The 19,132-nt window shown below is 60.0% G+C and carries 20 protein-coding genes; 12 read left to right on the top strand and 8 right to left on the bottom strand.

Going from position 1 to position 19,132, the window contains the following annotated elements; all coding sequences use genetic code 11:
* The first annotated feature begins 60 nt into the window (after nt 1-60).
* A complete protein-coding gene (gene xthA, locus H6X51_RS12840; protein WP_185267885.1) occupies nt 61-876 on the top strand; it encodes an exodeoxyribonuclease III in 816 nt (271 codons plus the stop codon).
* Nucleotides 877-924: 48 nt separating this feature from the next.
* Here the strand turns inward: xthA and clpA are convergent, their stop codons facing one another.
* Nucleotides 925-3,192, bottom strand: coding sequence for an ATP-dependent Clp protease ATP-binding subunit ClpA (gene clpA / locus H6X51_RS12835; protein WP_185267884.1), 2,268 nt, complete (start codon nt 3,190-3,192; stop codon nt 925-927).
* 34 nt (nt 3,193-3,226) lie between these two features.
* Entirely contained in the window at nt 3,227-3,589 is a 363-nt protein-coding gene (gene clpS, locus H6X51_RS12830) for an ATP-dependent Clp protease adapter ClpS (protein ID WP_185267912.1), read from the bottom strand.
* Nucleotides 3,590-3,849: 260 nt separating this feature from the next.
* Here clpS and cspD point away from each other — a divergent pair, with 260 nt between their 5' ends.
* The gene (gene cspD, locus H6X51_RS12825) at nt 3,850-4,113 is read left to right on the top strand and encodes a cold shock domain-containing protein CspD (protein ID WP_185267883.1); all 264 of its coding nucleotides are present in this window, start codon (nt 3,850-3,852) and stop codon (nt 4,111-4,113) included.
* A gap of 103 nt (nt 4,114-4,216) precedes the next feature.
* Here cspD and icd read toward each other — a convergent pair whose 3' ends face one another.
* The gene (icd, locus tag H6X51_RS12820; protein ID WP_185267882.1) at nt 4,217-5,476 is read right to left on the bottom strand and encodes an NADP-dependent isocitrate dehydrogenase; all 1,260 of its coding nucleotides are present in this window, start codon (nt 5,474-5,476) and stop codon (nt 4,217-4,219) included.
* A 341-nt stretch (nt 5,477-5,817) separates the two neighbouring features.
* Between icd and H6X51_RS12815 the strand changes: the two genes are divergently transcribed.
* The 10 genes from H6X51_RS12815 to H6X51_RS12770 all read left to right on the top strand — a co-directional run bounded on the left by H6X51_RS12815 (nt 5,818) and on the right by H6X51_RS12770 (nt 15,733).
* Nucleotides 5,818-6,252: an NUDIX hydrolase gene (locus H6X51_RS12815; RefSeq protein ID WP_185267881.1), complete on the top strand. Its 435-nt coding sequence runs from the start codon at nt 5,818-5,820 to the stop codon at nt 6,250-6,252.
* A gap of 7 nt (nt 6,253-6,259) precedes the next feature.
* Nucleotides 6,260-7,381 carry a tRNA 2-thiouridine(34) synthase MnmA gene (gene mnmA / locus H6X51_RS12810; protein WP_185267880.1) on the top strand — a complete coding sequence of 374 codons (1,122 nt, stop codon included), beginning with the start codon at nt 6,260-6,262 and terminating at the stop codon, nt 7,379-7,381.
* Nucleotides 7,378-7,998: a high frequency lysogenization protein HflD gene (gene hflD / locus H6X51_RS12805; protein WP_185267879.1), complete on the top strand. Its 621-nt coding sequence runs from the start codon at nt 7,378-7,380 to the stop codon at nt 7,996-7,998. The genes mnmA and hflD overlap by 4 nt, the downstream gene beginning before the upstream one ends.
* The gene (locus H6X51_RS12800) at nt 7,991-8,863 is read left to right on the top strand and encodes a DMT family transporter (RefSeq protein WP_185267878.1); all 873 of its coding nucleotides are present in this window, start codon (nt 7,991-7,993) and stop codon (nt 8,861-8,863) included. Before hflD ends, H6X51_RS12800 begins: the two co-directional genes overlap by 8 nt.
* Nucleotides 8,864-8,908: 45 nt before the next feature.
* Nucleotides 8,909-10,279, top strand: a complete 1,371-nt coding sequence (purB, locus tag H6X51_RS12795; protein ID WP_185267877.1) for an adenylosuccinate lyase — start codon at nt 8,909-8,911, stop codon at nt 10,277-10,279.
* Between the two features lie 88 nt (nt 10,280-10,367).
* Complete coding sequence (locus H6X51_RS12790) at nt 10,368-11,540, top strand: ribosomal protein uL16 3-hydroxylase (protein ID WP_185267876.1); 1,173 nt, start codon at nt 10,368-10,370, stop codon at nt 11,538-11,540.
* Nucleotides 11,533-11,973, top strand: a complete 441-nt coding sequence (locus H6X51_RS12785; RefSeq protein WP_185267875.1) for a GNAT family N-acetyltransferase — start codon at nt 11,533-11,535, stop codon at nt 11,971-11,973. Before H6X51_RS12790 ends, H6X51_RS12785 begins: the two co-directional genes overlap by 8 nt.
* A gap of 239 nt (nt 11,974-12,212) precedes the next feature.
* Nucleotides 12,213-13,034: a secretin N-terminal domain-containing protein gene (locus H6X51_RS12780; protein WP_185267874.1), complete on the top strand. Its 822-nt coding sequence runs from the start codon at nt 12,213-12,215 to the stop codon at nt 13,032-13,034.
* A 458-nt stretch (nt 13,035-13,492) separates the two neighbouring features.
* Nucleotides 13,493-15,091 (top strand): isocitrate lyase, encoded by a 1,599-nt coding sequence (locus H6X51_RS12775; protein WP_185267873.1) that lies wholly within the window; start codon nt 13,493-13,495, stop codon nt 15,089-15,091.
* A 195-nt stretch (nt 15,092-15,286) separates the two neighbouring features.
* Nucleotides 15,287-15,733, top strand: coding sequence for a thioesterase family protein (locus H6X51_RS12770; RefSeq protein ID WP_185267872.1), 447 nt, complete (start codon nt 15,287-15,289; stop codon nt 15,731-15,733).
* Between the two features lie 51 nt (nt 15,734-15,784).
* Here H6X51_RS12770 and H6X51_RS12765 read toward each other — a convergent pair whose 3' ends face one another.
* The 5 genes from H6X51_RS12765 to rraA all read right to left on the bottom strand — a co-directional run bounded on the left by H6X51_RS12765 (nt 15,785) and on the right by rraA (nt 19,125).
* Nucleotides 15,785-16,744 (bottom strand): OmpA family protein, encoded by a 960-nt coding sequence (locus tag H6X51_RS12765; RefSeq protein ID WP_185267871.1) that lies wholly within the window; start codon nt 16,742-16,744, stop codon nt 15,785-15,787.
* 95 nt (nt 16,745-16,839) lie between these two features.
* On the bottom strand, nt 16,840-17,421 hold the full coding sequence (gene sigX, locus H6X51_RS12760; RefSeq protein WP_185267911.1) for an RNA polymerase sigma factor SigX: 582 nt from the start codon (nt 17,419-17,421) through the stop codon (nt 16,840-16,842).
* 38 nt (nt 17,422-17,459) lie between these two features.
* The gene (locus tag H6X51_RS12755) at nt 17,460-18,281 is read right to left on the bottom strand and encodes a mechanosensitive ion channel family protein (protein ID WP_185267870.1); all 822 of its coding nucleotides are present in this window, start codon (nt 18,279-18,281) and stop codon (nt 17,460-17,462) included.
* 10 nt (nt 18,282-18,291) lie between these two features.
* A complete protein-coding gene (locus tag H6X51_RS12750; RefSeq protein WP_185267869.1) occupies nt 18,292-18,546 on the bottom strand; it encodes a hypothetical protein in 255 nt (84 codons plus the stop codon).
* A gap of 90 nt (nt 18,547-18,636) precedes the next feature.
* Nucleotides 18,637-19,125, bottom strand: coding sequence for a ribonuclease E activity regulator RraA (gene rraA, locus H6X51_RS12745; protein WP_185267868.1), 489 nt, complete (start codon nt 19,123-19,125; stop codon nt 18,637-18,639).
* Between the last annotated feature and the right edge of the window lie 7 nt (nt 19,126-19,132).

The raw sequence follows: 19,132 nt of genomic DNA, 5'->3' as shown, positions 1-19,132 counted from the left end.
GCACTCCGTTTCAGGCCGAGCATCGCTGCGGCTTTTCCGATTTTTAATGACAGGAACGCAATGAAAATAGTCTCTTTCAATATCAATGGGTTGCGGGCAAGGCCTCATCAATTGCAAGAGGTGGTCGCGCAACATGCCCCCGATGTGATCGGCCTGCAGGAAACCAAGGTGGATGACCCGGCCTTTCCGTTGGAGTCGGTCCAGGCATTGGGCTATCACGTGCATTTTCACGGTCAGAAAGGTCATTACGGTGTGGCATTGCTGACGCGCGAAGAGCCATTGTGGGTACGCAAGGGCTTTCCGGAGGATGGCGAAGACGCCCAGTGCCGGATGATCAGCGCTGCCCTGCCCTGTGCCGACGGTCAGCCGTTGATCGTCTTCAATGGCTACTTCCCCCAGGGCGAGAGTCGCGACCACCCGATCAAGTTCCCAGCCAAGACCCGCTTCTATGCCGACTTGCAGAGCCACCTGGAGCAGAGTTTCAGCCCCGAGCAGCGCATCGTGGTAATGGGTGACCTGAATATCTCGCCGCAGGATTGCGATATCGGCATCGGTGAGGCCAATGCCAAGCGCTGGCTGCGTACCGGCAAGTGCAGCTTCCTGCCCGAAGAACGCGAATGGTTGCAGAAGCTCAAGGACTGGGGCCTGGTCGACACCTTCCGTCATATGAATCCTGCCGTTGCGGATCGTTTCAGCTGGTTTGACTACCGTAGCCGTGGCTTCGAAGACGACCCCAAGCGCGGACTGCGTATCGACCTGGTCATGGCCAGCAAGGGGTTGATCGAGCAGTGTGTCGATACCGGTATCGATTACGCCATCCGCGGGATGGAGAAGCCCTCTGACCATGCGCCGGTATGGGCGCAGTTCTCGCTCTGATCCAGCAGGGCCGGACGGGGCATACCACCCCGCCCGGCCTGAACCGGATCAGGCCATCTCCTCCTCGGGTACGTCCAGTACCAACTCACCATCACGCAGCGTGACGTGCACCGTGCCGCCATGCTCGGCCAGTTCGCCAAACAGGATCTGCTCGGCCAGTGGCCGCTTGATCTTGTCCTGGATCAGGCGAGCCATGGGCCGCGCGCCCATCAACGGATCGTAGCCATGCTCCACCAGCCAGTCGCGTGCAGCATCGTCCACATCCAGCAGCACGTGCTTGTCTTCCAGCTGCGCCTGCAGTTCGGTGAGGAACTTGTCCACCACGAACTTGACGCTGGCGTGACTGAGCCGGCCGAACTGGATAATGGTATCCAGGCGGTTGCGGAACTCCGGGGTGAAGGTCTTCTTGATGACCTCCATGGCATCGCTGGTGTGGTCCTGGGTGGTGAAACCGATCGACGAGCGCGCCATGGACTCGGCCCCGGCATTGGTGGTCAGGACGATGATCGCATTGCGGAAATCGGCCTTGCGCCCGTTGTTGTCGGTGAGGGTGCCGTGGTCCATGACCTGCAGCAGCAGGTTGAACACTTCCGGATGCGCCTTCTCGATCTCGTCGAGCAGCAGCACGCAGTGCGGGGTCTTGTTCAGTGCTTCGGTCAGCAGACCACCCTGGTCGAATCCCACATAGCCGGGTGGTGCGCCGATCAGCCGGGACACGGTATGCCGCTCCATGTACTCGGACATGTCGAAACGCACCAGCTCCACGCCGAGGCTCTTGGCCAACTGGCGGGTGACCTCGGTCTTGCCGACCCCGGTCGGCCCGGCGAACAGGAACGAGCCCACCGGCTTGTCGGCTGACTTGAGCCCGGCGCGGGACAGCTTGATCGCCGTGCTCAGCGCCTCGATGGCCTGGTCCTGGCCGAACACCACCAGCTTGAGATCGCGCTCCAGGTTCTTCAGCAGCTCCTTGTCGCTGGTGGAGACGTGCTTGGGCGGGATGCGGGCGATCTTGGCCACGATGGCCTCGACCTCGGCGACATCGATGCACTCGGGCCGCTCCTCCTGAGGCTTGAGCCGCTGGTAGGCACCGGCCTCGTCGATCACGTCGATCGCCTTGTCCGGCATGTGGCGGTCATTGATGTAGCGGTCGGCCAGCTCGGCGGCGGCCTTCAGCGACTCGTCGGTATAGCGGATGCCATGGTGCTCCTCGAAGCGGCTGCGCAGCCCCTTGAGAATCTGGATGGTGTCGCTGACCGAGGGTTCGACCACATCGACCTTCTGGAAGCGCCGCGCCAGAGCGCGATCCTTCTCGAAGATACCGCGAAACTCCTGGAAGGTAGTGGAGCCGATGCAGCGGATCTCACCGGAGGACAGCAGCGGCTTGAGCAGGTTGGAGGCATCCATCACTCCGCCGGATGCCGCGCCAGCGCCGATGATGGTGTGGATCTCGTCGATGAACAGCACCGCCTGCGGCCGCTTCTTCAGTGCCTTGAGCAAGGCCTTGAAGCGCTTCTCGAAGTCACCGCGGTACTTGGTGCCGGCCAGCAGCGCACCGAGGTCTAGCGAGTACACCACTGCCTCGGTGAGAATGTCCGGCACCTCGCCATCAACGATACGCTTGGCCAGCCCCTCGGCGATGGCGGTCTTGCCGACCCCGGCCTCGCCGACCAGCAGCGGGTTGTTCTTGCGCCGACGCACCAGGATCTGCGCCACCCGCTCTACCTCGGCCGCACGGCCGACCAAGGGATCGATCCGTCCCAGGCGTGCCTGTTCGTTCAGATTGCTGGCGTAGGCTTCCAGCGGATTGTTCGCCGAGATGGTCTCGCCGCCCTCCTCGTCCAGGCTTTCCTGGTCGACTTGCATGCTCTCGCTGTCATCGGCGACCTTGGAGATGCCATGGGAAATGAAGTTGACGATATCGATGCGCGCTATCTGCTGCTGCTTGAGGAAGAATACCGCCTGGCTTTCCTGCTCGCTGAAAATCGCCGCCAGCACGTTGGCACCGTTGACCTCGCCCTTGCCCGAACTCTGCACGTGGAACACCGCACGCTGCAGCACGCGCTGGAAGCCAAGGGTGGGTTGGGTTTCACGTTCGCTGTCCTGGACGGGAATCAGGGGCGTGGTCGAGTCGATGAACTCGGACAGCTCCCGGCGCAGGCGCTCCATATCCGCACCACAGGCGCGCAGCACCGCGATGGCGGCCTGGTTGTCGAGCAACGCGAGCAGCAGGTGCTCGACCGTCATGAATTCGTGGCGTTTGTTGCGGGCATCCTTGAACGCCAGGTTCAGGGTGATCTCCAGATCTCTGTTAAGCATAGTGCCCCCTCATCATGCGACATAGGTCGCTTTATTACGCTTCCCGTTCTATCTGACACATCAGCGGGTGCTGACATTCCCTGGCGTACTCGTTTACCTGGGCTGCCTTGGTTTCGGCGACATCCCGTGAGTAGACTCCGCAGACCGCCCTGCCTTCAGTATGGACCCTGAGCATGATCTGTGTAGCCCTTTCCCGGTTCAGCATGAAAAAGGTTTCCAGCACTTCCACCACGAAATCCATCGGCGTGTAATCGTCATTCAGCATGACCACCTGATAACGCGCCGGCGGCTTGAGTTCGGGCTTGCCCGTCTCTACCGCCAGGCCGCTGTCATCCTCATGCTCCGGTTGACCCGGCCCCTGCATAAAGGTTAGTTGAATTTCCATCTTTGCAAATATCTTGTGTTACTGGTTGATATTCCGGGACGGTTGCCGTCTCGCTGTGCCATGACTGACCCGTCATCGCCCTTTGCCCTCAGGCTACAGGCAAAACGTGCACTGGTACACAGCTTGTCGGCAGCCAGCTTGACTTGCCTTGATTCAATGTTAAAAAGTGTAACAGGCATGCCCTGCGGGAGGTATCCGCTATCGCCCACGGAACATGTCGATATCGGGATTTCACCACCCATAGATATATGGGGACAGCAGAGGAATGCAGTATGGAGATTGGCAAGGTCAAATGGTTCAACAATGCCAAGGGATATGGCTTCGTGGTAGCCGACGGACGCAGTGAAGACCTTTTTGCTCACTACTCAGCTATCCAGATGGATGGGTACCGAACGCTCAAGGCGGGACAGCCTGTACAGTTCGACATCATCCAGGGGCCCAAGGGCCTGCACGCCGTGAATATTCAAGCGGTTGGCGAACCTGTTCGCAAAACCGCTGAAGCAGCCAGGGCGAGCGAGATGACGACCGTTGTTTAACTGATACCCTGCCCGCGTGTTCCTCGCTGTACCGGGCATCCCTATGCAAACAAGCCGGCAAATGCCGGCTTGTTTGTCAGTGCCTGTCACAAAACGCTGAGACTCAGCTCATCGCCGCGATCAGGTCGTCACCGAACTCGGAGCACTTGCGCAGAGTCGCGCCGTCCATCAGACGCTCGAAGTCATAGGTGACGGTCTTGTTGGCGATGGCGCCTTCGGTGCCCTTGATGATCAGGTCAGCCGCTTCCACCCAGCCCATGTGACGCAGCATCATTTCGGCGGAGAGGATCAGCGAACCGGGGTTCACCTTGTCCTGGCCTGCGTACTTCGGTGCAGTACCGTGGGTCGCTTCGAACATGGCAACCGAGTCGGACAGGTTGGCACCCGGAGCGATACCGATACCGCCTACTTCGGCAGCCAGCGCATCGGACAGGTAGTCACCGTTCAGGTTCAGGGTAGCGATTACGTCATACTCGGCCGGGCGCAGCAGGATCTGTTGCAGCATGGCATCAGCAATGGCGTCTTTTACCACGATGTTCTTGCCGGTGTTCGGGTTCTTGAACTGCATCCACGGGCCGCCATCCAGCAGCTCGGCGCCGAACTCGTCACGGGCGACTTCGTAGCCCCACTCCTTGAAGGCACCTTCGGTGAACTTCATGATGTTGCCCTTGTGCACGATGGTCACGGAGCTGCGATCGTTGTCCACTGCATACTGCAGAGCCTGGCGCATGAGGCGCTTGGTGCCCTGCTCGGAAACCGGCTTGATGCCGATACCGCAACCTTCGGTGAAACGGATCTTGGTAACACCCATTTCCTCGGTGAGGAACTTGATGACCTTCTCGGCTTCAGGGGAGCCGGCCTTCCACTCGACACCAGCGTAGATGTCTTCGGAGTTCTCGCGGAAGATGACCATGTCGACATCGCCCGGGTTCTTGACCGGGCTGGGTACGCCAGTGAACCAGCGAACCGGACGCTGGCAGACGTACAGGTCGAGCTGCTGACGCAGGGCAACGTTCAGCGAGCGGATACCACCACCTACCGGCGTGGTCAGAGGACCCTTGATGGAAACAACGTAGTCCTTGACTGCGTCCAGAGTTTCTTCTGGGAGCCAGGTGTCCTGGTCATATACCTGGGTGGCCTTTTCACCGGCGAAGACTTCCATCCAGGAGATCTTGCGCTTGCCGCCGTAGGCTTTCTCAACAGCCGCATCGACGACCTTGATCATGACCGGGGAAATATCGACACCGATGCCATCACCTTCGATGTAAGGGATGATCGGGTTGTCAGGTACGTTCAGGGAAAGGTCGGCATTAACGGTAATTTTGTCGCCGTTGGCCGGCACCTGGATCTTTTGGTATCCCATTTGTGACTCCGTTGTCGTTGTCAGTGAAGACCCGGAGGGTTGATCCGGATCAGAAAGAATACGGCTCTTGGTGGGCCATATTGTTGTAGTTTTCCTACATAAAGTCACGCACTTTCTGCCGAGACTCTTTGTTTTTACGGTAAAATCGCCTGCTCAAGACGGCAGGCTAATTGCATTGCTGTCATTATGTAGTGTGACTACATGCCCACTACAGAAAAACCGCTCATGGCATCCTAGCCGTTTTTCCATTCAAATCCAGCCGCTCCGACTCAACGGTCCGACGGGCATTCACCCGGCGGGTTGTTTACGGTAACCTATCGACCCTGAATCGGGAGTAGTTCATGCGCTTTATACCTCACGTTACCGTCGCCACCATTGTCGAGGATCAAGGGCGGTATCTCATGGTTGAGGAACTCAGCAACAATCGTGTTGTATTCAACCAGCCCGCTGGCCATTTGGAAGCCGACGAAAGTCTTATACAGGCCGCCCATCGCGAAACCCTGGAAGAAACCGCCTGGACCATAGAAATAACCGGCGTCACCGGAGTCTACCTGTTTCGTGGCGAAAACGGTGTGACCTACCAGCGTACCTGCTTCACCGCCCTGCCGCTGACACATCAGCCTGAGCTGGAGCTTGATACCGGCATTCTCCGGGCCCACTGGATGACGCTGGATGAGATCCACGCCCGCCAGTCCGAGCTGCGCAGCCCGCTGGTGCTGGAATGCATCCTCGATTACCTGAACAAACCGCGCTATCCACTGGATCTGATTCGTTGATATGAACATGCAAGCCAAAGCCCCCAGCCAGACCAAGGTCATCGTCGGCATGTCCGGCGGTGTCGACTCCTCCGTGTCCGCAGCCCTGCTCCTGGAGCAGGGTTACCAGGTGGAAGGCTTGTTCATGAAGAACTGGGACGAGGATGACGGCACCGAGTACTGCACCGCCATGGATGACCTGGCAGATGCCCAGGCCGTGAGCGACAGGCTCGGCATCAAGCTGCATACCGCCAACTTTGCCGCCGAGTACTGGGATAACGTGTTCGAACACTTCCTGCACGAGTACCAGGCCGGGCGCACGCCGAACCCGGACATCCTGTGCAACCGCGAAATCAAGTTCAAGGCCTTCCTGGACTATGCCCTGATGCTCGGCGCCGATCTGATCGCCACCGGTCATTACACCCGGCGCGCTGACCGTGACGGGCAGACACTGCTGCTGCGCGGCCTGGACAGCAACAAGGACCAGAGCTATTTCCTGCATGCGGTGGCCGGTGAGCAACTGGCGCGCACCCTGTTCCCGGTCGGTGAACTGGAAAAGCCCGAAGTGCGACGCATTGCCGAGAAATACCAGTTGGCGACCGCGCGCAAGAAGGACTCCACCGGCATCTGCTTCATCGGCGAGCGGCGCTTCAGCGACTTCCTCAAGCGATATCTCCCGGCCCAGCCGGGCGATATCGAAACCACCGACGGCCAGGTCATCGGCCGCCACCATGGCCTGATGTATCACACCATCGGCCAGCGCCAGGGCCTCGGAATCGGTGGACTGCAGGGCGCCGGCGAGGAGCCCTGGTATGTTCTGCGCAAGGATCTGACACGCAACGTGCTGGTGGTCGGCCAGGGCAACGACCATCCCTGGCTGTTTTCCAGCGCGCTGGAATGCTCCAGCATCTACTGGGTCAATCCGCTGCAGATCAGCGAGCCCATGCGTTTGACCGCCAAGGTGCGCTACCGCCAGCCGGATCAGGACTGCACCATCGAGCCCGGCGCGAACGGCTACCTGATCCGCTTCGATCAGCCCCAGCGTGCGGTCACGCCGGGACAGTCGGTGGTGCTGTACCAGGATGATGTATGCCTGGGGGGCGGCGTTATCGAGCGGGCGATCCCGGCCTTTGACGAGGCCGCAGCATGACGTCATACCAACAGCAGGTTCTGGCCCTGGGCGCGATATTCGAAGCGGCGCTGCAGGTCGACAAGCTGGCGCGCAGCGGCCAGTACAGTGAAGGGCCGGTCGGCTGCCTGATCCAGAGCATCTTCGAACGCTCGCCGGACGACACTCTCGGCGTGTACGGCGGTTCGCACCATCAGATCCGAGGCGGCCTGCAGGCCGTGGCCAGCATGCTCGAGCGCGACACCGCGGCACTGCAGCGCGATGCCCTGCGTTACACCATGAACCTGATCGCACTGGAACGCCAACTGGACAAGCGCGACGACATGCTCGCCGTGCTCGGGCAGCGGCTGGACCAGGCCGGGCAGCAGGTCCAGCATTTCGGGCTGCTGCATGACAATGTCATGGCCTCGCTCGGCAGTGCCTATCAGGACACGCTGAGCACCCTGCGCTTGCGCATCCAGGTACACGGCGACATGCGCCACCTGCAGCAACCGGATGTGGCCAACCGCATCCGCGCCCTGCTGCTGTCCGGCATCCGTTCCGCACGCCTGTGGCGACAACTGGGTGGCCATCGCTGGCAACTGCTGTTTTCCCGAAGCAAGCTGCTGGAGGCGACCCGGACCATCCTAAATGGCTGAAGCCGCCCGCAGCGAACAGCTTGGCAAGGGAGCTGCGCTGCTGGCATTGTCGGCGCTGCTGTTTTCGCTGATGGGCGTACTGATTCGCGAAGCCTCGGTCACGGTCAACAACGAGACCATCGTCTTCGCTCGCAATCTCATCGGTATGCTGTTCTTCCTGCCGATGATTCTGTTGCGCGGCTTCGCGCCATTCCGTACCCAGCGCCTGGGCAGCCACATGCTGCGCGCTTTCTACGGGCTGGGTGCGATGTACTGCTTCTTCTACGCCATTGCCCACTTGCCGTTGGCCGACGCCATGGTCTTCACCTATGCGGCACCGGTGTTCACGCCGATCCTGGCCTGGCTGTTCCTGCGTGAGCAACTGACCCAGCGCATGATGCTGCTGGTGCTGCTCGGTTTTGCCGGCGTGCTGCTGGTCGCCAAACCAACCGGCGCCTTGTTCGATATCAAGGGCTTGGTGGGTATCGGTGCAAGCCTGCTGGCGGCCATGGCCTGGGTGTCGATCCGGATCATGAGCAGCAGCGAGCCGACCAGCCGTATCGTGTTCTACTTTTCCACCTTCGCCGCGCTGTTCTCGGCCATACCACTGTTCTGGGCCTGGCATCCCCTGACAGCGCATGATCTGTTGCTGCTTGGCGGTCTCGGCCTGCTGGCCACCCTCGCCCAACTGGTGATGTCGCATGCCTATTCTCTGGCGCCGCTGGGCAGGATAGGTCCGTTCAGTTATCTGGCCATCGTCTTCTCCGGCATCATCGCCTGGCTGTTCTGGGGCGAGCTGCCGGATGCCAGTTCCTGGCTTGGGGCGGGCCTGATCTTCCTGTCCACCCTGCTGAGCATCGCCATGCCCGCGAGACGGGCCAAATGATGTATCATTTGCGCCTTTCAGCCAGCCTTATGACGAGAACTTCCTATGCAGCTTTCCTCCCTGACCGCCGTTTCCCCGGTTGATGGCCGTTACGGCAGCAAGACCGCCAGTCTGCGCAACATCTTCAGCGAATATGGCCTGATCCGTTTCCGTGTGCAGGTTGAGGTTCGCTGGTTGCAATGCCTGGCCGCACACCCGGGCATCCCCGAGGTTGCACCGTTTTCGGCGGAGGCCAACAAGCTGCTCGACAGCCTGGTCGATGACTTCCAGCTGAGCCATGCCGAGCGGATCAAGGAAATCGAGAAGACCACCAACCATGACGTCAAGGCGGTCGAGTACCTGCTCAAGGAGCAGGTGGCTGGCCTGCCGGAGCTGCAAGCGGTCAACGAGTTCATTCACTTCGCCTGCACCTCCGAGGACATCAACAACCTGTCCCACGCGCTGATGCTGCGCAGCGGGCGTGATGAGGTGCTGCTGCCGCTGATGCGTCGCATCGCCGATGAGATCCGCTCCCTGGCCGTTCAGTTCGCCGATGTGCCCATGCTCTCACGCACCCATGGCCAGCCGGCATCGCCGACCACCCTGGGCAAGGAGCTGGCCAACGTGGTCTACCGCCTGGAGCGGCAGATCATTCAGGTCGAAGGTATTCCGCTGCTGGGCAAGATCAACGGTGCGGTAGGCAACTACAACGCCCACCTGTCGGCCTACCCACAGCTCGACTGGGAAGCCAACGCCCGTGACTTCATCGAGCAGACCCTGGGCCTGACCTTCAACCCGTACACCACGCAGATCGAGCCGCATGACTACATTGCCGAGCTGTTCGATGCCGTGGCACGCTTCAACACCATTCTGATCGACTTCGACCGGGATATCTGGGGCTATATCTCCCTCGGCTACTTCAAGCAGAAGACCATCGCCGGTGAAATCGGCTCCTCGACCATGCCGCACAAGGTCAACCCGATCGACTTCGAGAACTCCGAAGGCAACCTGGGGATCGCCAATGCCATCCTGCAGCATCTGGCCAGCAAGCTGCCGATTTCCCGCTGGCAGCGCGACCTGACCGACTCCACGGTGCTGCGCAACCTGGGTGTGGGTTTTGCTCACAGCATCATTGCCTATGAGTCCACCCTCAAAGGAATCAGTAAGTTGGAAGTCAACGTTCAACGAATTGCTGAAGATCTGGACAGTACCTGGGAAGTGCTTGCCGAGCCGGTACAGACAGTCATGCGCCGCTACGCGGTAGCCAATGCCTATGAAAAGCTCAAAGAGCTGACCCGTGGCAAAGGCATCACTGCGCAGGCCCTGCAGGAGTTCGTCGATACCCTGGATATCCCGGAGGCGGCCAAGCAGGAACTCAAGGCGCTGACCCCGGCCAGCTATATCGGCAACGCAGTGGGCCAGGCCCGCCGTATCTGAGTGCCTTGCGGCATTGTCCGGCACCTTGGCCGGGCAATGCCTGACCTTTTCATTCCCATCCGCCCTGCCGCAGCACTGCGAGGCCATCATGTCCCTATCCGTTACCACCCTGCCTGGCGGCATGCCGGCCGACGAATTTCTCCGCGATTACTGGCAGCGAAAACCTTTGCTGATCCGTCAGGCGTTCGCCGGGTTCGACAACCCGCTGACAGCCGATGAACTGGCCGGGTTGTCACTGGAGGAAGAAGTCGAATCACGCATCGTGTTGGAGCACGGGGCCACGCCCTGGGAGCTGCGTCGTGGCCCCTTCGCCGAGGACGATTATCGCCATCTTCCCGAGCGGAACTGGACCCTGCTGGTGCAGGCGGTCGACCAGTTCGTTCCCGAGGTCGCCGAGCTGCTGCGGGCGTTCCGCTTCCTGCCCAGCTGGCGGGTGGATGACGTGATGATCAGCTATGCGGCGCCCGGCGGCAGTGTCGGTCCGCATTACGACAACTACGACGTGTTCCTGCTGCAGACCCAGGGTCACCGGCGCTGGAAGATCGGCCAGCAGTGCGATGCCGACAGTCCGCTGCTGGAGCACCCGGACCTGCGTATTCTCAGCCAGTTCGAACAGCAGGACGAGTGGGTTCTGGCGCCAGGCGATATGCTCTATCTGCCGCCGGGGCTGGCTCATTACGGCATCGCCGAGGACGAGTGCATGACCTGGTCGGTAGGCTTTCGTGCGCCCAGTCATGCCGAAGTGCTGACCCATTTCACCGACTTCCTCAGCCAGTACCTGGGCGACCAGCAGCGCTACAGCGATGCCGGCCTCGCCCTGCCCGCCGACCCGGCGCAGATCGATGAGCAGACCGTCGAACGGCTGCAGCGCCTGGTTCTCGAACTGGTGCAGGACCGCGAGGCGCTGGGCACCTGGTTCGGTCGCTTCATGACCGAGCCGCGCTATCCCGAGCAACTGCAGGCCCAGGAGCCGGACGCACAGTTGCTGGCCGAGGCGCTTGATCACGATTACGGTCTGATACGCAATTCCAGCGCGCGACTGGCCTGGCGCCAGGAGCAGGAGCACTACCTCATGCTGTTCGCCAGTGGCGAGCACTGCCTGCTGCCGACGCGGCTGCTGCCGCTGGTGCAACTGATCTGCAACCAGGACTATCTGGGAGCCGAGCAACTGCAGGCCTGGCGCAGCGACCCGGAAGCGATGCAACTGCTCGAACAGCTGCTGGCCAAGGGCGACCTGTTGCTGGAGGAAGACGATGAGTGACGTGCAGGTCCGCACCGCGGACTGGAACTCGACCCCTGCGCTGCGCAGCATCCGCCAGACCGTGTTCATCGACGAACAGAAGGTGCCGGCGGAGCTGGAGTGGGATGCGGACGATGCCGGTGCGACGCACTTTCTGCTGACCCTGGACCAGCAATCGGTCGGCACCGCCAGGCTGCTGGACAGTGGGCGCATCGGCCGTGTCGCCCTGCTGGTCTCGGCCCGTGGCCAGGGGCTGGGGCATGTGCTGATGCGGGCGGTCATGGAGCATGCCCAGAGTGCCGGCATGACCTCCCTGACCCTGTCGGCGCAGACCCATGCGCTGGAGTTCTATCGCCAGCTTGGCTTTGAAACCTGCTCCGACACCTACCTCGATGCCGGCATACCGCACCAGGATATGCGCTGGAAAACCGCTGATATCCAGACTGAAGATTGATGACTGGGTCGTCCAGCATACTCGATGACAGCCCCGAGGTGCTGGCTGCACTTCCGCTGGCGTAGCGCAGGCGCGCTACACCCCGATACCCGAATGCAGCGCCGACACCGGGTTGTCGAGCCCCTGCTCGACGACAGCACTGCGGCAACCGCGGTTTCGCCGGCGGGGCGCGGGCGCGTTACATTCCTGGAGTACGGTCCAGCTGCTAAACTCTGGTTCGGTCCCCATGAGATTGCGCCATGAACCTGCGACCTTTTCTGACCCTGTGCGCCACCCTGCTCTTGCTCCTGGGCTCCGCCCAGCTTGCCGCTGCGCCCAGGACCGAGATCATCCCCCTCGGCTACAACATGGCCGAGGATCTGCTGCCCGCCATCCAGCCGTTGCTGCGCCCTGACGAGCGGGTTTCCGCCCATGGCAACCAGCTGATCATTCGCGCCGAGCCGCAACGCCTGCAGGAAATTCGTGCCCTGCTGGCGGATCTTGACCGGCAACCGGCGCAGCTGCGCATCAGTGTCAGCCACAGTGGCAGCTCGCTCGGCAGCCAGAGCGGTTACCGGGTGGATGGGCGCATCGAAACCGGTGCTGGCGATATCGTCGTCGGTCGCCCCGGGAGCAGCAACCAGGGCCGGGTCATTCGCCGCGAGACCCGTGGCGCCAATGACGGCACACGGGTCATCCTCGCCAGCGAAGGCAGTCCGGTACTGATCCAGACCGGCCAGAGTATCCCGCTGACCACGACCACCACCAATGTCTACGGCCAGGTAATGCGGCAGACGGAATATCATGACGTGACCGCCGGTTTCTATGCCACGGTGCGCCTCAATGGCGACCTTGCGACCATCACCCTGAGTGCCAGCAACGATCGACTGCGCCCGACCGGTGACGACGTCATCGAGGTACAGAGAGCCGATACCGTGGTCACCACCCGCCTCGGCGAATGGGTAACCATAGGCGGTGTGGATGACCTGGACCACAGTCAGGATCGTGACGTCGGCCGGCGCACCACCACCCGCAGCGCCCAGCAGCAGAGCGTGCGGTTGATGGTAGAACGGGTCAACTAGCCTTTGTTGCATTTTTGTAGTGTTTTAATAAATTCACTACAAAGTGCATTGACTTCTGATTCCTTAGCCCGCATTATTGCCTCGCTCCCGCTAGCCAGAGCCCCTTCAGAGGGTCTCCGGATCGGTTCCTGAACCTAAGGAACCCTCCGTGTCTCAACAGCCCACAAGGCAGTTCGACGAGGTTGCGACTGGAACGAAGTTGTCCTGAGGGACGGGGAAGCGATTAAAACGTAGCAGCCTGCATGATACAGGAGCGGCCGAATACTCTACCAAGCTGCCAGCTTGTTCGAGACGCGCCATCCGCATCGTCGACTGTTTCGTCACCCTCCTCTCTCTTCATGTCATTCTTCAATCCGGTCACTGTTTCGACGCACTGCGGAGTGCCGCACCCAGGCTCTGGCTGATGGGTTCGGGGTCGACTAACGTCAGAACCAAACGCAAACTTTGAAGGATTGACCATGTCTGCATATCAAAACGATATCAAAGCAGTTGCCGCGCTCAAAGAAACCGCCGGTAACGGCTGGAATGCCATCAACCCGGAATCCGTCGCGCGCATGCGTGCACAGAACCGTTTCAAAACCGGTTTGGATATCGCCAAATACACTGCTGCGATCATGCGCAAGGACATGGCAGAATACGACGCCGACTCGTCTGCTTACACTCAGTCCCTGGGCTGCTGGCATGGCTTCATTGGTCAGCAGAAGCTGATCTCCATCAAGAAGCACCTGAAAACCACCAACAAGCGCTACCTGTACCTGTCCGGCTGGATGGTCGCCGCCCTGCGCTCCGACTTCGGTCCCCTGCCCGACCAGTCCATGCATGAAAAGACTGCGGTTTCCGGCCTGATCGAAGAACTGTACACCTTCCTGCGCCAGGCTGACGCCCGCGAACTGGACCTGCTGTTCACCGCCCTGGACGACGCCCGCGCAGCAGGCAACAAGACCAAGGAAGCTGAAATCCAGGCCCAGATCGACGGCTTCGAAACTCACGTCGTGCCGATCATCGCCGACATCGACGCCGGTTTCGGTAACGCCGAAGCCACCTACCTGCTGGCCAAGCAGATGATCGAGGCGGGTGCCTGCTGCATCCAGATCGAGAACCAGGTATCCGACGAGAAGCAGTGCGGTCACCAGGACGGCAAGGTCACTGTTCCCCACTCCGACTTCCTGGCCAAGATCAACGCGGTCCGCTACGCCTTCCTCGAGCTGGGTGTGGATGACGGCGTCATCGTTGCCCGTACCGACTCCCTGGGCGCCGGCCTGACCAAGCAGATCGCCGTGACCAACGAGCCGGGCGACCTGGGCGACCTGTACAACAGCTTCCTCGATGGCGACTACATCGAGAATGCCGACTCCATCGAGAACGGTGACGTGGTCATCAAGGCCAACGGCAAGCTGCTCAAGCCCAAGCGCCTGGCCTCCGGCCTGTTCCAGTTCCGCAAGGACACTGGTGTCGATCGCGTCGTGCTGGACTGCATCACTTCCCTGCAGCACGGTGCCGACCTGCTGTGGATCGAAACCGAGAAGCCGCACGTTGGCCAGATCGCTGAAATGGTCAACCGCATTCGCGAAGTCGTGCCCAACGCCAAGCTGGTCTACAACAACAGCCCGTCGTTCAACTGGACGCTGAACTTCCGTCAGCAGGTATTCGATGCCTGGGCCGCCGCAGGCAAGGATGTTTCCGCCTACGACCGCGCCAACCTGATGAGCGTCGAGTACGACGAAACCGAGCTGTGCAACGAGGCTGACGAGCGTATCCGTACCTTCCAGGCTGACGCCTCTCGCGAAGCGGGTATCTTCCACCACCTGATCACCCTGCCGACCTACCACACTGCTGCGCTGTCGACTGACAACCTGGCAAAAGGTTACTTCGACAAGGAAGGTATGCTGGCTTACGTCAAGGGTGTTCAGCGTCAGGAAATCCGTCAGGGTATCGCCTGCGTCAAGCACCAGAACATGGCTGGCTCCGATATCGGTGACAACCATAAAGAGTACTTCGCCGGTGAAGCAGCACTGAAAGCTGGCGGCAAGGACAACACCATGAACCAGTTCGGCTGATAAGTCGGCAGTTCACGGGCCTCGGCCCAGGTGTTGAGGAAAGGCCACCTTCGGGTGGCCTTTTCCATATGGAGCGCCCAACGGCAAGCTGCTGTCGCCCTTGGGACAAGTCGCGTACAATGCGCCCTTCACTGCCGGCCATGACTGTTTCAGCCAGGCGTTGTCGGCGCATCATGCAGCAGCAGGTTTTAGAGAATGGCACGTTTACATTTGGAGTTTCCGGAAGATCAGTTCTATTTCACCACGCAACTGACCGTCCGCATCACCGACATCAACTCGGGCAAACACCTGGCCAATGACTCGATGGTTTCGATGATATCCGAGGCGCGGGCACGCTTTCTGTACCAGTTCGGCATCGAGGAAGTCAGCGTCAATGATGTCGGCATCATCGTCACCGATATGGCCACCACTTATCTCAAGGAAGCCTTCGCCCGTGAAGCGCTGATCTTCGAAGTGGGATTGATGGATCTGAACAAGTATGGCGGGGATATCATCTTCCGCATTACCAAGGCCGATGGCGGTGACCTGGTTGCCCTGGCGAAGTCCGGCTTCGTGTTCTACAACTTCCTCGCGGCCAAGGTAACCCCCATGCCGGAAGACTTCAGATTGCGCTTTCCCGGCGTCAACCAGATCGAGGAATGATCAATAAAAAAACCCGGTCAAATGACCGGGTTTTTTGTTGCTGAAGATCGATTAACGAACTTCAACCTGTGTTTCCACTTCCGCTTCCACACGACGGTTCATGGCGCGGCCATCGTCGGTAGCGTTGTCAGCGATCGGACGGGACTCACCGTGGCCGACAGCATTGACGCGGGAAGACTCGACACCTTCAGCGATCAGAGCTTCACGAACCGAATTGGCACGACGCTCGGACAGGTTCTGGTTGTAGGCATCGGTACCTACGGAGTCAGTGTGACCTTCAACGGTAGTGGTCACCGACGGGTAGGTCTTCATGAACTCGGCCAGGCTCTGGATGTCCTGACGGAACTCGGGGCGGATGGTGTCGCGGTCGAAGTCGAACTTGACGTCCAGTTCAACACGCACGGACTGCATTTCAGGAGCCGGTTCCGGGGCCGGAGCAGGTGCAGGAGCCGGTTCGGCCTGAGCTACGACCGGAGCGGGCTTGCCACCGAAGTTCAGACCCAGGCCAACGCCAGCCTGCCATTCGGTGTTGCGATGATCCAGGCCGTACAGTGCGTCAACGCCTGCCTTGACGAAGAAGTTTTCGTTCAGGTAGTTCTTCACACCGAAGCCAGCCACTGCCATGGTGGTGCGGTCACGCTGGCTGGTGCCAACCTGATCCAGCTCCTGGTGTGCAAAACCACCAGAAACGTAGGGGCGCAGGGCACCTTCTCCGAAATGGTAAACAGCTTCAACGTGGGCCATACGACCGTCGATGTCTTCGCCGGTAATATCGGATTCCAGGCTCTTGTAAGTACCCAGGCCGATATTCAACAGTACGTCGTCGGTGACAAAATAACCCAGGCTGCCACCAACCAGAGTACCGTCGTCCAGGTTACGCATGCTGTCGGTGAAATAGCGCTTCGCAAAGGCTTCCACCTCAACCGAACCGGCGCTCTGGGCCATGGCCGGCAGCGTGGAAGCTGCAATAGCTGCGCCTACAACGATACCTACTGTGTTTTTCAATTTCATCTTTGAATCCCCGTTAAATCCATTCGGACGTTAGGTTTTGCGCAAAACTCGGTGGGAGTATAGCAGAGTTGAGAAAAGTGCAATATGAGAATGGCCTAAAAAGGATTGCTTATATGCTTGCGCAGCTTCTCCAGTGCACGCTTGTACCGCATTTTCGTGGCACTCAGACCCATGTTCATAATGTCGGATATCTCCTGAAACTCCAGCTCGGCCACGAAGCGCAACACCAGGATCTCGCGATCCACCTGGTTGACATGCACGAGCCAATGATCGAGACCCTTGCTATCTACCGCTGGACTCTCGAGCTCATGCGCCTCTTCCTGACCGCCCAAGCTCAACGCATCATATAACCGTCGCTTGCGCTTTTCTTTTCGATACTGCGTAATGCATTCATTGTAAGTAATACTATATAGCCATGTCTTGAACTTGGCCTTGCCTTCGAAGTGCTTGAGTCCATGCAGCACTTTGAGCATTACTTCCTGACATACATCATCAGCATCCCTTTCGTTGCCAAGATACCGGGCACACACATTGTAGAGTGTGCGCTGGTACCTTCGCATCAGCTCCTCATAGGCAACGGTGGTGTGAAAAAGTTCACGGTTAGCACGAATTACCAGTTCTTCGTCCGTCATCTCGGACAACTGGCCACGGCTGCGCGAAGCTGGGATCTCGGTCAAAACAGTGTCATCAATCAATGGGCAAGGTCGTGTCGCGCTCAGCGCGACACGGGTCTGTCGATCAGTGAACGGTTGGGTACGGAAATGAGTCGCCCCTCATCATCCATGAGCGAGGTCTTGACGGTGCCTATCTCCTCGATGACGCCCTCGGTGCCGTCTACCGTGATCCTGTCCCCTACCTGATAGAGTTCGCGCAGATACACACCGGCGATGATCTGGCTGACCGTGTCCCGGCTGCCCAGCCCCATCGCGAGTGCCGCCGCAGCGCCGAAGGAGACCAGGACGATGGCGATCACGGTATTGAGCAGCTGGGTCTCGATCTGCAACTGACCGATGGCCAGCGACACGGTGATGATCACCAGCAGTCCCTGCACCAGCCGGCTGATACCACCGGCATAGTCGGCGCCGATACTCTCGACCGTGCCACGTACCACGCCGGCGACCAGGTGCGACAGCAGCAGGCCAGCCAACAGGATGAGTGCAGCACCGAACACCTTGGGCAGGTACAGGGCGAACGCATCCAGCGTGGCTGATACCCGCGCCAGGCCGAGGGTTTCTGCGGCGGAGACGACGAAGGTGAGAATGATGAACCAGTAGATGATCTTGCCGATCACCGCTGATACCGGTGAGGAGATGCCGATCCGCCCCAGCATCTTGGTCACCCCTGCTCCGCTCATCAGCCGGTCGAGTCCCAGCTTGGCCAGGCCCTTGCTAAGTACCGCATCGACTATCCGGGCAACCACGAAACCCAGCAGGACGATGAACAGTGCGGTAATCAGGTCGGGAATGAAGGAAGCTATCTTGGTCCACAAGGCAGTCATCGCGGCGATGAAGCTCTGGCTCCAGGTTTCTTGTTGCATGACGGGCTCGCTATGAATTCAGATCAGTGGAAGAAGGGCTTTTGGCTTCGCGCCGCACGCTTCTGGCATGCCGCAGCCCACGTGCCCCACCCTCGCTGATGACCCAGCCCCAGTTGGCGAACAGCCTGAGCAGATCGAACAGGCCGCTGTGGATGTGGGCTCGGTGCAGAACACGCTCCAGGCGCTTGTCATCCTCGCTGGGGGACTGCCGGGAGGCATCCTCCTGCATCAGGCTGCGCAGGTGACGCTCAAAGGGATCATCCATGGCTATCTCCGAATCAGTGAATACACAGACACAGACGCGCGCCGGTCGAGCGATGTCACCTGACCGGCGCGTTCCCTGGGAGCTGCCTGTTTACTCAGGCATCTTCAGCGCCACCGGCGAGACGATGATGCCGTTGTTGTCGGCATACAGATACTCGCCCGGGCGGAAGGTGACACCGCCGAAGGTGACTGGCACGTTGAGCTCACCGATACCGCGCTTATTGCTCTTCATCGGATGGCTCGCCAGCGCCTGGATACCCAGGGGAGTCTGGATCAGAACATCCACATCACGCACGCATCCGTACATGATGATACCCTGCCAGCCACTCTTCGCGGCCTTTTCCGCCAGCATGTCGCCCAGCATCGCGCAACGCAGGGAGCCACCGGCATCCACCACCATGACCTTGCCGGTACCGTCCTGGGCAACAAGGTCCTTGACCACCGAGTTGTCTTCGAAACACTTGACCGTGACGATTTCGCCACCGAAGGAGTCATGCCCGCCGAAGTTGCTGAACATCGGCTCGACAACAGCAACATCGGGGTAGGCGTCACACAGGTCTGGAGTTATATACATCGTCATGCTCCCG

This window comes from Halopseudomonas xiamenensis (assembly GCF_014219065.1).
Classification (GTDB): Bacteria; Pseudomonadota; Gammaproteobacteria; order Pseudomonadales; family Pseudomonadaceae; genus Halopseudomonas; species Halopseudomonas xiamenensis.
This window is presented reverse-complemented; position numbering and strand designations above follow the sequence as displayed.

Bases quoted from the DNA above. Each gene is read 5' to 3' on its own strand.
- xthA (WP_185267885.1), top strand. From the start codon at position 61: ATGAAAATAGTCTCTTTCAATATCAATGGGTTGCGGGCAAGGCCTCAT.
- clpA (WP_185267884.1), bottom strand. From the start codon at position 3,192: ATGCTTAACAGAGATCTGGAGATCACCCTGAACCTGGCGTTCAAGGAT.
- cspD (WP_185267883.1), top strand. From the start codon at position 3,850: ATGGAGATTGGCAAGGTCAAATGGTTCAACAATGCCAAGGGATATGGC.
- icd (WP_185267882.1), bottom strand. From the start codon at position 5,476: ATGGGATACCAAAAGATCCAGGTGCCGGCCAACGGCGACAAAATTACC.
- H6X51_RS12815 (WP_185267881.1), top strand. From the start codon at position 5,818: ATGCGCTTTATACCTCACGTTACCGTCGCCACCATTGTCGAGGATCAA.
- mnmA (WP_185267880.1), top strand. From the start codon at position 6,260: ATGCAAGCCAAAGCCCCCAGCCAGACCAAGGTCATCGTCGGCATGTCC.
- hflD (WP_185267879.1), top strand. From the start codon at position 7,378: ATGACGTCATACCAACAGCAGGTTCTGGCCCTGGGCGCGATATTCGAA.
- H6X51_RS12800 (WP_185267878.1), top strand. From the start codon at position 7,991: ATGGCTGAAGCCGCCCGCAGCGAACAGCTTGGCAAGGGAGCTGCGCTG.
- purB (WP_185267877.1), top strand. From the start codon at position 8,909: ATGCAGCTTTCCTCCCTGACCGCCGTTTCCCCGGTTGATGGCCGTTAC.
- H6X51_RS12790 (WP_185267876.1), top strand. From the start codon at position 10,368: ATGTCCCTATCCGTTACCACCCTGCCTGGCGGCATGCCGGCCGACGAA.
- H6X51_RS12785 (WP_185267875.1), top strand. From the start codon at position 11,533: ATGAGTGACGTGCAGGTCCGCACCGCGGACTGGAACTCGACCCCTGCG.
- H6X51_RS12780 (WP_185267874.1), top strand. From the start codon at position 12,213: ATGAACCTGCGACCTTTTCTGACCCTGTGCGCCACCCTGCTCTTGCTC.
- H6X51_RS12775 (WP_185267873.1), top strand. From the start codon at position 13,493: ATGTCTGCATATCAAAACGATATCAAAGCAGTTGCCGCGCTCAAAGAA.
- H6X51_RS12770 (WP_185267872.1), top strand. From the start codon at position 15,287: ATGGCACGTTTACATTTGGAGTTTCCGGAAGATCAGTTCTATTTCACC.
- H6X51_RS12765 (WP_185267871.1), bottom strand. From the start codon at position 16,744: ATGAAATTGAAAAACACAGTAGGTATCGTTGTAGGCGCAGCTATTGCA.
- H6X51_RS12755 (WP_185267870.1), bottom strand. From the start codon at position 18,281: ATGCAACAAGAAACCTGGAGCCAGAGCTTCATCGCCGCGATGACTGCC.
- H6X51_RS12750 (WP_185267869.1), bottom strand. From the start codon at position 18,546: ATGGATGATCCCTTTGAGCGTCACCTGCGCAGCCTGATGCAGGAGGAT.
- rraA (WP_185267868.1), bottom strand. From the start codon at position 19,125: ATGACGATGTATATAACTCCAGACCTGTGTGACGCCTACCCCGATGTT.